A 13,449-nucleotide genomic window follows, 5' to 3' on the forward strand; every position below is an offset into this window, starting at 1 on the left:
AAAGGCCCGGTCAGCTTTCGCACGTCTAGCGCATCGGCGCGCGCTCGGAACGCTTTCGGCAGAAGCCGATGAACGCCTTATCAGGGTTCTTTAGCTCCGGCTTGCCGGAATCCAGCCAGAACGACCGGAACTCCTCATGGAGCCAGTAGACGTCATAGCCAGGTGCCGCCTTGCGCGCCTCTGCGAACGTGTCGGGCGAGATGGGTGGGAACTCGGCTTCAGGCTCGCTCACGCCCTCCTCTACCGCCGCCGGCGGCGTCAGGCGCATTTTCTCGGGCATCGTCTCGCGGTTCTTGAAAAGGATGACATCATCCTCGAACGCGATGCTGTAATCGGGAAAATGCTGGTGCTTCTGGTCGTGCTCGACGATCGCGCCAACCAGCCGCCGGAACTCCTTTAGCGTCGAGTTGGAGCCGCATTTTTTCTGCAGCAGCTCCAGTCCCAAACGCCATTCGCGCTTCTTGCCGCAATGCTTGCGCGCCAGCTCATACATGCGCCGCTCCAGCGGCTTGCGCAGGCGGAAATAATTCCGGTGTAGGGTGAGCACCTCGTTCGCCCGGATGGCATTCATCACCCAGTCGGACAGCTTGATCTCGATCTCCTGCATCCGGCCTTCGCGCGTCTCACGCACCACGCGCGCACGGTCGACCAGACTGAAAATATCGAGCTGCTCTTCACCACCCGTGGTGATGTTTGTCTCTATCTGCGTGCCTTGCAGACGCCGCAGCGCCGCTTTCAGCCCTTCATAGCCCCGCCCATCCGTCACGCGATTGGTCGCGACCAGAAGGTCATAGGCCTTGATCTTGACCACCTGCTCGACGGGTCTGCCTTCATTACGAAGGGCCATCGCGCGGCTGATGCAGAAGATCAGCACGTCTCGGTCATGGACCGTCGCAAGGCCATCATTCGAGGGCCGGATCTCGATGAATTGGCCATTATGCTCGTAGCGCCGCTGGCGAAAATCCGGCTTCGTGGATAGCGAGAAAATCGGATGCTCCATCGACGCCATATCGCCCTTGGGCGCAGCGTCGAGAATGTCCACCACGAACAGATCGGTGGATGGATGGCGTTCCGGGAGCAACGGCGAACGGTCGTCGTCACCGACAACGCCTAGATCTTCCTCTTTCGTGATTTCACCCACCATATCCGCCAGCTTCGTGATTTCACCCACTGCGTCAAGAAAAAACGTGATTTCACCCACCGGGCCCCTGAGCGCCCAATCGTGATTTCACCCACCGGAGAACCGCAGATTGCTTCGTGATTTCACCCACCGAAGCGTCATCTGCCACGACCGATCACCAGAATCGTACAAAGTCGCGTAGTATGAGCTTCGTGATTTCACCCACTGCGTCAAGCGGCTTCGTGATTTCGCCCACCCGAAGGAGCCCTGAAGGAGAAAAATCCGTTCGTGATTTTACCCACCAGGACACGTGATTTCACACACCTCTAATACGTGATATCACCCACCGTTCTTCGTGATTTTACCCACCGGTCGTTTCTAATAAGCGAATATCCAGAATGGGTTACAACTGCTTCTCCACAGTGTAACACCTCTTAACACCATACAATAACACCTATATTAACACAGTAGAGGGTCTTCGACCCAAAGCGGCGTCGCTTCGCGACAAGCCTCAAAAGAGGGCTGCTTCGCAGCCTGTAATCGGCATCGGCTTCGCCGATTGATCTAAATAGCGTCGGCCTACGGCCGACTGTTTCTTCCATTTTTCATAGACGCCCCGACCGCCTAACGGCGGTCCCCGCGTACCCCCACCCTAACCGGCGCTCACGCGCCGGAAGATGGCTTGGCAGTTAAAGTACGGGGTGGGGAGGTTGCGGCAGAATGGAACTCTCGCGTAAGTGAAACGGCGCGAATACGTCGATTCGAGTGTTTTAATATTTCATTAAAACTTGAGAGACGCATCGTCGCGCCGATGAATTACATGCGAATAAAGCGTCGCCGCGCTCAATTTCGGATATTTACTACTTTTTTGTTGTAAGGTGCGCGAGAATCGCTACTGTCACGGTTAATAGCCGTTTTTCGTTAATATACCGTGACGCGAGAGTTTGCCGTGAAAAAGTCCCCTGCCCCGTTCCAACCGGCCCGCCAGTCGGTCGATGAGACGATCGGCGACCATGCCGAGCGGCTGAGTGCGCAGCTGCAGGCGATGAGCCATGCGCTTTTTCCGCCGACCGCGCAGAAAATGCTGCGGAAATTTACGTCCGGCGAAGCCGCGCGGCTGTTGAACGTCTCGGATTCCATGCTGCGAAAAATTTCCCTGAAAGGGGAAGGGCCCCAGCCAGAGCTAACCAGCAATGGGCGCCGCCTCTATTCGCTGGCCCAGATCAATGAGCTCCGGGTGAAGTTGGCGGCCTCCTCGCGTGGCCGCGCCGGGTCCAATTTCGTGCCGCACCGCCGGGGCGACGAGCATCTGCAAGTGCTCGCGGTGACAAACTTCAAGGGCGGCTCCGGCAAAACGACGACCTCCGCCCATCTGGCGCAGTACCTCGCGTTGCAAGGCTACCGCGTGCTGGCCGTCGATCTCGACCCGCAGGCTAGCCTGTCAGCCCTGCTCGGCGTGTTGCCGGAGATCGACGTTAGCGACAACGAAACCCTCTATGCCGCGATCCGCTACGACGAGCACAAACGGCCTTTGGCCGAGGTGATACGCAAGACCTATTTCGATGGACTCGACCTGATCCCAGGCAACCTCGAACTGATGGAGTTCGAGCACACGACGCCCAAGGCCCTTACAAGTGGCGCCGAGCCGGAAGCCATGTTCTTCACGCGGGTGGCGCGCGCATTCGATGAGGTCGCGGACGAATACGACGTGGTCGTGATCGACTGCCCTCCCCAGCTGGGATTTTTGACATTGAGTGGGCTGTGCGCCGCCACCTCGATGATCATCACCGTGCATCCACAGATGCTGGACACGGCATCCATGAGCCAGTTCTTGCTCATGACCCGCGATCTGCTAGGGGTCGTCCGTACCCATGGCGGCAATCTCGAATACGACTTTCTGCGCTACCTGCTCACGCGATACGAACCTCAGGACGCCCCGCAGACCAAAGTGGCGTCACTGTTGCGTAACCTCTTCGACGACCATGTGCTGACTAACACGATGGTGAAGTCGGCTGCCGTATCCGATGCAGGCCTGACCAAGCAAACCCTCTATGAGATCGGCCGCGAAAATCTGACCCGGACCACCTATGACCGCGCGATGGAAGCGCTCGATGCCGTCAATGGCGAGATCAAGGGCCTTATCCGTAAAGCGTGGGGGCGCTCATGAGCAACCCGTTGAAAATTCGTGGTTTCACAACGTTGGCAGCTGCCAACGTTGCCTCCCCTCCCCGCGCTCTCACCGGCGGGCGAAACAAAAGTTGGCAGCTGCCAACTTTCTACCGTTCGGATTCGGAAGCTCCCTTCCCGATCGCCGATCGGCGGCATTCCGGGAAAGTTGGCACCTGCCAACATGTGGGAAATCAGATCGCCCGACAGGCAAGCTTCGACAACCTCTCAACGCCGCCTAGCCTCGCTCCCATCCCGGAACGTGTCCCGGCCACAGAACGGACGGTCTGACATGAAACGCAAGGATACAATCGACTCGCTCTTTCTCAACAAGCCAGGGGCAGCCCCTGCCCCTACCCCCGCGCCAGCGGCGGAGAATGCGTCTCCCCGGGTCCGTACCGGGGCGATCTCCTCTATGGGAGTGAAGCTTCAGGAAATGGCGGACGGCGTAAAGACCGCCGCACGCCTGCAGGACCAACTCGCGTCAGGTGACCGTGTCGTCGAGCTGGCTCCATCGCTTATCGATGGTTCGTCCATCGCCGACCGCATGGTGCTCGATAACGATCCCGCCTTTGAGGATCTGGTACGAAGCGTCGATGAACATGGGCAGCAGGTGCCCATCCTCGTACGTCCACATCCAGAGAAGTCGGGGCGGTTCCAGGTCGTCTATGGCCGCCGCCGTTTGCGCGCCGCGGCGCGGCTCGGCCGCAGCGTTCGCACGATTGTCCGCACCATGGGCGATGAAGACCTGATCATTGCGCAGGGCAGGGAGAACCTCGACCGCGCGGACCTGTCCTTTATCGAGATCGCGTTCTTTGCGCGGCGTCTGGAAGACGCAGGCATTGACCGCTCGGTCATCACCGCCGCACTCGCATCCGATAAGGGCAGTGTCAGCCGCTATATCAGTATCGCTCGCGCTATCCCGGAGAACATCGCCATGAATATCGGTCCGGCGGCCAAAGCAGGCCGGGCACGATGGCTGGCACTGTCGGAAGCGTTGAAGAAGGCGAAGACCGTCAGCAAGATCGAAACGCTCACCAAGACCGACGCCTTCATGGCTGCCAATAGCGACGCACGCTTCGCCATGGCATTGCGCGCCGCATCGCCGGAAACCAAAAAGCCCGAACGCCGCACACTGGCGTGGCGATCGGGGGAGGGGTTGGCAGCTGCCAAGATAGAGCAGGGCGCTGACGAGACGAAGCTGACCTTCGGCGACGCCAGCGGAGCGGCATTTGGCGCATTTATCGCGCAACAGCTCGATGCGCTCTACGCACAGTTTAAGAAAGAAAATGAGTAATATCAATTGGATGGGACGCCAGACATCGCTGGCGCCCCATACTCGAGGTCGTGCGTCAGGTGCCTGACTTGCCTCTCTCCAAGTCGTTCAGGACTGCCCAAAATTCCTTGAACATGGCGATGCGGACCGGCCGGTCGGGCCCGTCAGGGCAATGATCCGGATGATACCGCTTAGCGAAATGCACCTTCACTGTTCGTAGATCCATGCCGCCAGAAGGGGGCGTGGCTAACAGGTCCATGGTGGATTGAAGGCTCGCCAGTTTCCGTAGTGCTTGGTCACGTTCGCTGCGCAACTGCCCGAGCGCGTCGGCTGAACCGCTTGGGTAGGGGTAGGGGGGCCGTACGGCCCCCCTTAAATTTTGCAGCGCATAGCGGAAGCTGGAACAGCCGAGCCCGAACATGAACAGGATGAAGCCCAACCCCAGCAGTCCCGTCACCAGGTCCATGAGCTTCGACCATAGAAGCATGAGTTCCACGGCCGCCCCCTAGGTCTCGGCGAGTTCTCGTCCGACGCGTGCCGTGCCGGTACGGACGAGTTCAAGCAGGTGTGGGGGCAGATGCTGCATTGAATGCAGCACGCTGCACTTCACCGGTGCCGCTTTGGGCAGAAGTAGCTTTACGGTCGGAATGGGTCGGGGCGAGGGTGCGGACCTATCCACGCCGTTAACCTGGCGCGCATCCGCCGGCGGATTGCGGCTGCGCCATTGCTGCCGCAGCAAGAACCAGCGGCCGAAGATCAGGATCGGCAGTGCGAACAAAGCGAGTGTTAGGAGATGCGGCACCTCCGCCGTCTCGAGCGTTACACCCTTGTCGGCAAGCTGCGAGATCACGAACGCCATCCATGCCATGCTCGCAATCAGCACTGGCACTGCAAGTACGGGATGCCCGAACATGCGGGTGCAGAGGGTAGGGCCCTGAATGGGCGAATAAGCCTCAATGCGGCGGACGCGGCGGTGAGCATTGTCCGCGGCCACCAGCAGGAACGACCAGGCCGCACACCAGCCCCATCCCATATCGAGGGCCCACCAGCCATAGCCGGTGTAGAGCGCGCCCGTGAAAAGCGCGAACCGGACGATCCCGTCTCCGAAGAGCTTCGAGAAGAGAGGGGCAGAGGGTAGGGTAGGGGACGACGAAACGTGATAGCTCATTGCGCACCCTCCTGTTTGAACGTGACGGGCGTGAAGATATCGCCACCGGAGTACGAAAACCGGCGGCCGGCCTGCATCCAGACTGCATCGACCAATCCACCATGCTCCGGGCCACCGGAACGTAGTGAGGTGGTGAAAATCGCTGGATCGAGTTTGTAGTCCTTCTGCTGCTGGAGGCCGCCACCTTGCTGTTCGCCCCAGCTTGTGCCGTTCTGCAAGGAGCGGTTCCAACCATCATTGTCGGAGCCGGCATTGGTCGCGCTGCGATTGCCTCCCGCCGGACCGAACATGTGGGTCTGGTTGACCGACCAGGAGCGGCCGATATTGCTGCCCGTCGTGTCCGACTTGCTCCCGCCGCTGTTGGAGCCCCAATTCTTGCTCTCGCGCCAAACCAGCCCCTGTCCCGCCGATTCCGCGGCCCAGCGATTGGTGACGTGACAGACGTTGCGGCAGAAAATCCGCGTGCACAGATTGGCCAGAAGCATTTCGGCGGTGTGCTCAGGCCGGATTCCGCCGATCTTGCTATAAATGGTCGGCAGGGACTGAGTGATGTAGAGCGACGCGACCCTAGCCGAGCGCGCCGTCGAGAAGAACTCAGCATCCCCCGGCGTCAGGAAAAACTGGCACTCGTCGCCGGCGAGGAAGAGCGGCCGCATATCCTCCGGCGTGAGATAAGCGGCGCGAGCCTCGGCCGCACGCTGCCAGAGGTATTTGAGGATGATCTGGGCGATGACGCCGTCCTCTTTCCAGATCTTTTCCGGCATGTCGAGCAGCAGGATCGTGCCGTCGAAAGTCAGCTCCGGCACGAACGTCGTTTCGGTGCAGAACAGCGTATGCAGCCTGCCTTGTGAGAACCGGCTCAGCATGCTGGTCAGCGAAATGACGATGTTGGAGCGGGTCTTGTTGTCGAGCGGGGCGAAATCGCTCAACCAATAAGTTGCGCAGGTCGAGAGGGTGTGACTGTCGATGGGCTCGAGTGGGGCCTCCCTAGCCTTGCGGAAGCAATGGTGGAAAACTGAAGTCGCTTGCCATGTCGGCTCTTCGACCTCCTGAGGCGTTTTCGGCGCAGATGACATGAAGGCACGGAGTAGCTCAAAGCTGAAGGTGCCATTCGCGGCGAAAATGATCGGGATGCTATGCAGCAGAAGTTGCCGCGACGCGTCCTCCCAGAAGCCATTTTCTGACCCCGATCCCGAGCCAAGAGGCTTTGAAAGGCGGGTCGCTTCGACCATCTTGAAGATCAGCTCGACAATGTTGCCGATAGACCTGTTGCCGCTTTTACGGAGCTCATAGGCGACGAAGTTCATGCGCCATAGATCGGTAGGTCCGACACGCAGGATCGACTCCTCACGCCCCATCTCCCGGGCATACTGCTCCCACGTATCCGCCTCGCCGGGCTTGGCGCAGAGCACCATGCCACCGAAATTATTGGCGAGCATCACGTGGGCAAGCGTGCGGGCAACACCACTCGATTTGCCGCTGCCGACCCCACCAAAGACCAGCATGCCTTCAAAGAGGTCCCGCAGACGGATGAACTCGCCTTTGGCGAACTCCAGGACCGGTGTGTCGAGATCGGAAGGGTAGGGGCGCCCGGAGGGCGCCGAATTGAGTTTGGACATTCCCATCAATACCTCCCTCACGCACGTGTGCCGAAGATCACGACGCGCTTGCCTTCCGCCATGGCGGAAGACATCGCTTCGGCATCATTATCGTTGTCGTGATAGCTGGTGCCCTCGATCGAGCGCAGCAGCAGGTTGCCGGCCCACAGATGCGAGCAGAACATCATATCCAGTGCGTTTCCCGCGAACGGGATGGCGCCGATCGCTGCGTCGATCGTGATGAGTGCCGTCATCTGCATCAGCACGATGCCAGGCACACGTGCCCGTGCCCCCTGTGACACGAGGTAGAGACCGGCACCGATCGTGTAGACGGAGCCGACGATAGGGATCCAGGTCAGAATGCCATCAAGGCCGATACCGACCGGCCCAACCCCGATCAACTTGTCCGAGGACCGGCAGGCCTGTTTGACGCTGGCCGTGATGTTATGGATGTCGATGCTGTTCTTCGCGCGCATAGGCGTGCTCCTTCAATGACCGTGCGGTGATCGATGACGAGAAGAGGGGAGTGCGGTAACTGCGCTCCGGCACGTCGGTGAAGAGGGGAGGGGGCGATCGGATCGCTCCCTCCCCCGAGAGCCGGCCCCGGGAACGGACATGGGGGTCCGTTCGCGGAACGGCCGGTAAGCCGGTGACACGTGGTGTGGCTATTAGTTGTATGCAGGCCTTTGAGAGGCGGGCTCGGGCGGGTCTGCGTTAGCGCTCGATATCGAGATCGTGCTCAGCGGCCGTCATGTCGTATCCATGCCCGACGGAGGCATAGATACTCGCCGTTCCGCCTTGCTCCGGACCGGAAGAGGATCTGGCCGGTGCGTAGGGCTTATTGAAGCTCGGTTCGGGAGCATGCGATCGCCCGCTTCCGAACCACATTTCATCGACCAGCTTATCGGCGATGTCGCCCATCACATCACGCTGGATGTACTGGGCTGTCGATCCGATCGCGTCACACACCTTGTCGAACAGGGCACGGTCCTTCTCCGACTGTGCCGGGTTGAAGGAAAGGCCAAAGCCGACCTGGGTGATCTGCTGGGTTTGATAGGAGCGCTCTGAAGCACGTAGCCTCGCCATATTTGTCTCCTATCGGTCAAAGTCGATTTCTTCCGGCGTGGACGGGGATGGCGAGGCGGGCCCCCTGTCCGGGCGTGGAGGTTCTCGCGACGGACAGACCTCGACTCTGAAGTCCCACGAGTCCTGCAGATCGGGTGGCATATAGGAGTAACTGTACCTCATCATCACATCCTTGACGTGCCCGTTAAGGTCCTTCCCAGCCGTCTGCAGCCAATCGTCGAGCTTACGAAACTGCCTCTCGGTTCCCCCCTCGATGTGGCCCTCGAGTTTGAGGGTCACGGTCATGGTGCGCTCCGGCTGAAAGCGTTTCAGGAGATTCTTCATGCGAGCCTCCCTCAACCGCACCCCAGTTGGCGCTTGCGAGAGGCAAGTTCCGCATGGCGAACGACATTGTCGTACCAGTCATTCGAACTCTTCACGCAAGTGAAGAAGCCATCGCTTAAAGCGGCGCAGGCCCCTGCGGCACAGGTCAGGAAAACGGCCTTCTGGGAGGAGCTAGCCTGGCTGCTTGCGGTGTATCCACACGCTGCAGAGATCGCTGTGGCGGTCACGCCGCCTACCAGCAGCGACAGAGAGTCGATGCCTGCCGACTCTTCCTGAGCTGCCAGGCTCTGGCATGCGGTCTGGGCAATGGCCTCCGGGGCCGTTGCCAATGTCGCTAGGGACATAAGAAGGACAATTGCCCGACTGCGTAACTTGCGTACTCTCATTCCAACCTCCTGAGATACAGCGTGGTCGCTGCGACGGTTGGACGTTGCGGTACAGGGCGGCCGTTGGCTCGGTAGCAATACAGAAAAGGTCAGTAAATACGCGGGAGGCTAAAAAATATGCAATTATTACAATGCATTATTGGCGCTTTGATGTTGATCGGGCAGGTTGGTTTCCGGTAAAATTGTAGCTAATTGCGCAGGGTTTGGGCGATTTGGACTACGCTCGGATGACGAAAAGCCAACATGCACATTTGAATCACGAAGCACGCGAGGCACGGAAGGCTTTTGCCGATTTCGTGGTGAAACTGGCTAAGGACAGGGGCTATCCCACGCGGAAAAGCTGGGCGAATCTCATCTTCGGAGCGAGACCCTCCGACAACGATCTCCGAAAGCTGGGTTACTGGCTTCAAGGCCAGAGCATCATGTCCGAGTTAGCAGTGGCAACGCTGCGGGAAAAGCTGAACCCGCAGCGCGCCGAGCTGGCCGAGTGGATCCGGCTTTATGAGTTGGCACAGGCGCAAGATAAGCGGATGGGGCCGAAGCCCCGCGCGTCCGGTGCCGGAACGACGGGCGGCGAGGAACGTCCAAAGCCGCAAACGCTCGAGCCGCAGCAGGCCATCGATGATACGGCAGAGCGTAAGCGAGGTTCTGTCGCTCCCGATGATCCATCCATTGATGCTGCGGAGTTACCTCCCTCATCCACACCCAAACCATTGCCGCCACCACCAGTGCAACTCGTGCCCGAGCCTTCAGGTGTGCTTCTCCATCCAGCTGACCAGGCGCAGCGGGCACGGCTTGTCGCCGTCCCAGCTGCGAAAGGGTGGCGCTACGGCTTGATGGGGCTGGCGCTGCTCCTGCTGCTTGCCGGAGGGCACGCCGCCTGGAGCACGATTTTCTCTCCCAGGATGGTGACGACCATTCCGCCGGGCAAACTGCGGGTCACTCACGGGTTCGTCATTCCCGATTCCAACACGAGGCGACTGACGGTTGATGAGCTGAATAAGCTTGGCGGATGGGAGCTATATGTTGCGCGCAACGAGATATTCGCGCGTCATGGGCGTAAGTTCCAACAACCCGATTCTAAATGTCTTCAAGCGCATTTTGACAGCTGGTCTAAAGAAAGACGCCCGGACGGCTGGTACGTACCATCGAGCGGTACGATAGAACTCGATGGTATTGAAGCCTCCAATGCCGTTATGATCAGACAATACGAATGCTCTGTTCGAAATGGACAGCAGTCATGTAATGGTCAGATCAATATATGCGGAATAATACGAGAATAGTAATATAAATTTAAGATATTAGTGAGACTATATCCTGAATACTTTTAAGAGGATATATGGGATCTAAATTATTCATTCCGAATGATAAGCAGCCGGTTGATCCAGCTGATTGGGATATAAAAGAAGTAAGGCCAACTCCCGAAGGTCAGACCGTTTCTATGTCGACAGGTGCAAGTTGTAGAGTCGATAAAAATATCGAAGTAGTATATAATTATTACGCCGATTGGGCGGCGATGGCGTTAAAGCCAGAGGCGGGTCATACAGGCACTTACGTCACAAAAGACTTGCTTCAAGTGATGGATAATCAGTCTGGTCGACTATATGACGTTCCAATGAACGTTGGAAAACCGAACGATGTTGATCTGGGTGTTTCCTATTATGGCGAAACGTCTGCGTGGTTCAATAGAGATACAGAATGGCGAAATGGCCGGATCGAGGAATATATCGCCGGCTTTAACCAACGAAGGGGAGAGCTCCTAAATGCCCCGAAGGAATCGATTCCCGAGATGAAGCGGATGACCCACCCGGAGATCCTGGAGCAGCTGGGCATCAATTGCACCAAGTACGGTTTCGAGGTGGCGCCCGTGTTCTCGACCGACGATATTCGGGCGCTCGCTAAAGCGGGCGATCCCGATCTGAATATCGAAAAGGACAAAGGGCCCTCCCGATAGGCGGCAGGGCAGTGGTCCGCGCATCGACCATTATCGCTCCCTACCTGCGTCCTCACGCCGGCTTTGCCTTTGTTCGGGATCTAGGAAGCTGATCTGCGAAATTTTCGGCTCGTCCTGTCCCACGTCGTGGTGATAGTTCCGGTTCCACTCCTGCAAGCAGGTGAGAGTGGCACTCCGAAGCGGATCGATGATCTGCTCTAGTTGCCGGCCCTCGATCAGTATCGATTCCCCGGTGTCCGAAAGCCGGATACGCAGGAACGTGCCCATAAGCTGCACCCGCCCAATGAGGGCATAGGGCACCAGCTCCGTTACGGGCTGGTTCCCGATGGGATCCCGGTAGCGCAGCTCCAGCAGAAACTGCCGATCGCGTTTAAGGTCGATCCGGATGGCCTTATAGCTGTCATCCTCTCCCGTATCGGATTGCGGAGGCGCCTGTGTCGGTGTTTCTGGCGCAGAAACTTCCACCGCGGATGAGGGATCTTGTGCCGAAGCCATGCCGCGGTCCGCGACAAAGCCGCGTGGCTGGGAAACGATGCTTTGCCAGAAATCGTCCCGGGGTTTGTGACTGGAGCTCATCGGTCAATGTCTCCCTTGTCCCTTGGAGGCATGGGCGGGCCGACGAACCGCTCCTGTGGAAGTAGGGGAGGGGGCTTGCGCATTCGCGCCGTAGTGTCCTCGAGCCAGTCGGTGAACCTACCCACTGCGTTCAGGATGGGAGCCGCGTTGTTGATCTTGCCTTCGCTTCGCGCAAACTCTCCATCGATGACTTTCTTTGCGTAGGTCCAGGCGCGTCCCGAAATGCGATGCGCCACCCACTGATTTACCCGTTGGCGGAGGCGCTCGTTCAGCTCTTTAACTCGGCCAGCCAGCTTAGCTCGCGCGACACTGGCATCGACATGAGGAGCGACACCAAGATAGGGCTGGGGCGATTGCTTGAGCCCGCGCTCTTCGAAGCTGCGGTGATCGATGCGGCTTTTCTCGCCGTTCCGCTCGAGGACGATGTTAGCCGTCCGAGCCCAGTCTTCCCGGGCTTCCTGCCATTTAGCCTGGTCGTTCCAGTCCGTCGTCGGGCGGAATTTGGCGGCGCCATCCTCGGTCTTCTTATGGATGCGAGCGCCGACGGTCTTGTTGCCGAAAGCGCCGTTCACGATCGGCCGTAGAGGCAGCATGACGTGGAAATGTGGGTTCATGCCGTGGCCGTCGCGGGTGGGCGGATTGTGCCAGCAGATATCGGCGATCATGCCCCGGTCGACGAAGTGCTTTTTCACGAAGGCCCGAGCCACCTCGATCCGTTGTTCCTGGGTGAACTCGGCGGGCAGCATGACACGAAACTCCCGAGCCAGCTGGGCGTCTTTTCGCTTCTCAACCTCATCGACCTTCTGCCAGAGCCTCTCCCGATTGAATGCCCATTCAGGGGTGCCGTCAGGGGCCAAAATCTCGGCGTGCTCGACATGGCCCTTTCGTGTGTAGTCGTGGCGGGTGCCATCGATGCCAAAAAGCACAGCCGCAGCACGATAGGCTGCTGCCCCGACCGCTGATTTGGTCTTGCGGCTGATGATCTGGATGCGTGTCGACATCAGTGCCATAGCGTCGTGTACCTTCGGCCTCCCAACCGATTCTAGATTGAAATCCCTCTGCGAGGGAAGAGCCTCGGAAGGCTCTGAAGTTATAAGGGTGCACAGATATGACGCTGGCGCGTCATGCACCCTCAAAGAGAAGGGTGACGTTGTCACGGCAATCTGGGATTGTGTCAAATCGGATGTGGATGGGGCGTTTTGCTATTGTCCCCGAGAGCAATGGGCGAAGTTCTCCAGGGGAGAGTGAGTGCCGACCCGGCTGGAGCTGACAGCATCATTCCGTAGACGGTATACCGGAAAGTTCGGTAGGCGTGTCGGTCGGGTTCGTGATCCGAATGGCCGGGCTATTCCGCCGCCGTGATCAGATTCAGCGCATACCGGGTATAGCGGCGCTCGCCTGTCCGGGTGAGGGCGCCTTTCTCAACAAGGTCCTGCAGGTCGCGCGTGGCCGTCGGTCGCGAGTGCCGGTGATCGCAATATAGTTTTCTGCGCTGAGCCCGCCCCGGAACCCCTCGACCTTGACTCGATAGAACAAAAAAGGAACATTACTGCATTCGACGCAAAGCGGATCGTAGCTGGCGTGCCTCGGCCGATACTGGCCCTATCAGATCGCTCTGCCACAGCTCAGACGAGCGAGCAGTTCCATCGGCATGCCGAAATTTAGGAATTCATGCGCCACCCGAGAGACGCGCCCCGCGGACATTCTTTCTTCCTAGAAGGCCGTCCAGGCTAGGCCAGAGAGGTGCAAAAAAACCAATTCCGTGGACTTTTTGGCTGTTTCAGCCACCATGTCC

14 protein-coding genes and 1 pseudogene are annotated in these 13,449 nt (G+C 58.8%); 4 read left to right on the forward strand and 11 right to left on the reverse strand.

The annotated features are described in order from the left end of the window. Nucleotides 1–25: 25 nt before the first annotated feature. Nucleotides 26–1,201 (reverse strand): replication initiator protein A, encoded by a 1,176-nt coding sequence (locus KHC28_RS01445; protein ID WP_214006557.1) that lies wholly within the window; start codon nucleotides 1,199–1,201, stop codon nucleotides 26–28. An 868-nt stretch (nucleotides 1,202–2,069) separates the two neighbouring features. Here KHC28_RS01445 and repA point away from each other — a divergent pair. Together repA and repB are read left to right on the forward strand one after the other, a co-directional pair. Then, nucleotides 2,070–3,287 (forward strand): plasmid partitioning protein RepA, encoded by a 1,218-nt coding sequence (repA, locus tag KHC28_RS01450; RefSeq protein ID WP_312893047.1) that lies wholly within the window; start codon nucleotides 2,070–2,072, stop codon nucleotides 3,285–3,287. A 291-nt stretch (nucleotides 3,288–3,578) separates the two neighbouring features. Continuing rightward, nucleotides 3,579–4,583, forward strand: a complete 1,005-nt coding sequence (repB, locus tag KHC28_RS01455; protein WP_214006559.1) for a plasmid partitioning protein RepB — start codon at nucleotides 3,579–3,581, stop codon at nucleotides 4,581–4,583. Between the two features lie 55 nt (nucleotides 4,584–4,638). Here the strand turns inward: repB and KHC28_RS01460 are convergent, their stop codons facing one another. The 7 genes from KHC28_RS01460 to KHC28_RS01490 form a co-directional block, all read right to left on the reverse strand. Further along, nucleotides 4,639–5,058, reverse strand: a complete 420-nt coding sequence (locus KHC28_RS01460) for a hypothetical protein (protein ID WP_214006560.1) — start codon at nucleotides 5,056–5,058, stop codon at nucleotides 4,639–4,641. Nucleotides 5,059–5,067: 9 nt separating this feature from the next. Continuing rightward, complete coding sequence (locus KHC28_RS01465) at nucleotides 5,068–5,730, reverse strand: hypothetical protein (protein WP_214006561.1); 663 nt, start codon at nucleotides 5,728–5,730, stop codon at nucleotides 5,068–5,070. Further along, nucleotides 5,727–7,349 carry a TraM recognition domain-containing protein gene (locus tag KHC28_RS01470; protein WP_214006562.1) on the reverse strand — a complete coding sequence of 541 codons (1,623 nt, stop codon included), beginning with the start codon at nucleotides 7,347–7,349 and terminating at the stop codon, nucleotides 5,727–5,729. Before KHC28_RS01470 ends, KHC28_RS01465 begins: the two co-directional genes overlap by 4 nt. A 17-nt stretch (nucleotides 7,350–7,366) precedes the next feature. Continuing rightward, nucleotides 7,367–7,804, reverse strand: a complete 438-nt coding sequence (locus tag KHC28_RS01475; protein ID WP_214006563.1) for a DUF4112 domain-containing protein — start codon at nucleotides 7,802–7,804, stop codon at nucleotides 7,367–7,369. A 238-nt stretch (nucleotides 7,805–8,042) separates the two neighbouring features. After that, nucleotides 8,043–8,414: a hypothetical protein gene (locus KHC28_RS01480; RefSeq protein WP_214006564.1), complete on the reverse strand. Its 372-nt coding sequence runs from the start codon at nucleotides 8,412–8,414 to the stop codon at nucleotides 8,043–8,045. Nucleotides 8,415–8,423: 9 nt separating this feature from the next. Then, a complete protein-coding gene (locus KHC28_RS01485; protein ID WP_214006565.1) occupies nucleotides 8,424–8,738 on the reverse strand; it encodes a hypothetical protein in 315 nt (104 codons plus the stop codon). An 11-nt stretch (nucleotides 8,739–8,749) separates the two neighbouring features. Further along, complete coding sequence (locus KHC28_RS01490; RefSeq protein WP_214006566.1) at nucleotides 8,750–9,124, reverse strand: hypothetical protein; 375 nt, start codon at nucleotides 9,122–9,124, stop codon at nucleotides 8,750–8,752. Between the two features lie 227 nt (nucleotides 9,125–9,351). Here KHC28_RS01490 and KHC28_RS01495 point away from each other — a divergent pair, with 227 nt between their 5' ends. Both KHC28_RS01495 and KHC28_RS01500 read left to right on the forward strand, forming a co-directional pair. Further along, nucleotides 9,352–10,407, forward strand: a complete 1,056-nt coding sequence (locus KHC28_RS01495; protein ID WP_214006567.1) for a YARHG domain-containing protein — start codon at nucleotides 9,352–9,354, stop codon at nucleotides 10,405–10,407. A gap of 56 nt (nucleotides 10,408–10,463) precedes the next feature. Beyond that, entirely contained in the window at nucleotides 10,464–11,078 is a 615-nt protein-coding gene (locus KHC28_RS01500; RefSeq protein ID WP_214006568.1) for a hypothetical protein, read from the forward strand. 30 nt (nucleotides 11,079–11,108) lie between these two features. Here the strand turns inward: KHC28_RS01500 and KHC28_RS01505 are convergent, their stop codons facing one another. The 3 genes and pseudogenes from KHC28_RS01505 to KHC28_RS27185 all read right to left on the reverse strand — a co-directional run. Next, complete coding sequence (locus KHC28_RS01505; RefSeq protein ID WP_214006569.1) at nucleotides 11,109–11,654, reverse strand: hypothetical protein; 546 nt, start codon at nucleotides 11,652–11,654, stop codon at nucleotides 11,109–11,111. Further along, on the reverse strand, nucleotides 11,651–12,664 hold the full coding sequence (gene mobQ, locus KHC28_RS01510) for a MobQ family relaxase (RefSeq protein ID WP_214006570.1): 1,014 nt from the start codon (nucleotides 12,662–12,664) through the stop codon (nucleotides 11,651–11,653). Before mobQ ends, KHC28_RS01505 begins: the two co-directional genes overlap by 4 nt. A gap of 335 nt (nucleotides 12,665–12,999) precedes the next feature. Next, nucleotides 13,000–13,166: pseudogene (locus KHC28_RS27185) on the reverse strand (DUF4172 domain-containing protein); the annotation flags it as partial. Nucleotides 13,167–13,449: the final 283 nt, after the last annotated feature.

Origin of the sequence: Ancylobacter sonchi, assembly GCF_018390695.1 — a bacterium.
Taxonomy (GTDB): Bacteria; Pseudomonadota; Alphaproteobacteria; order Rhizobiales; family Xanthobacteraceae; genus Ancylobacter; species Ancylobacter sonchi.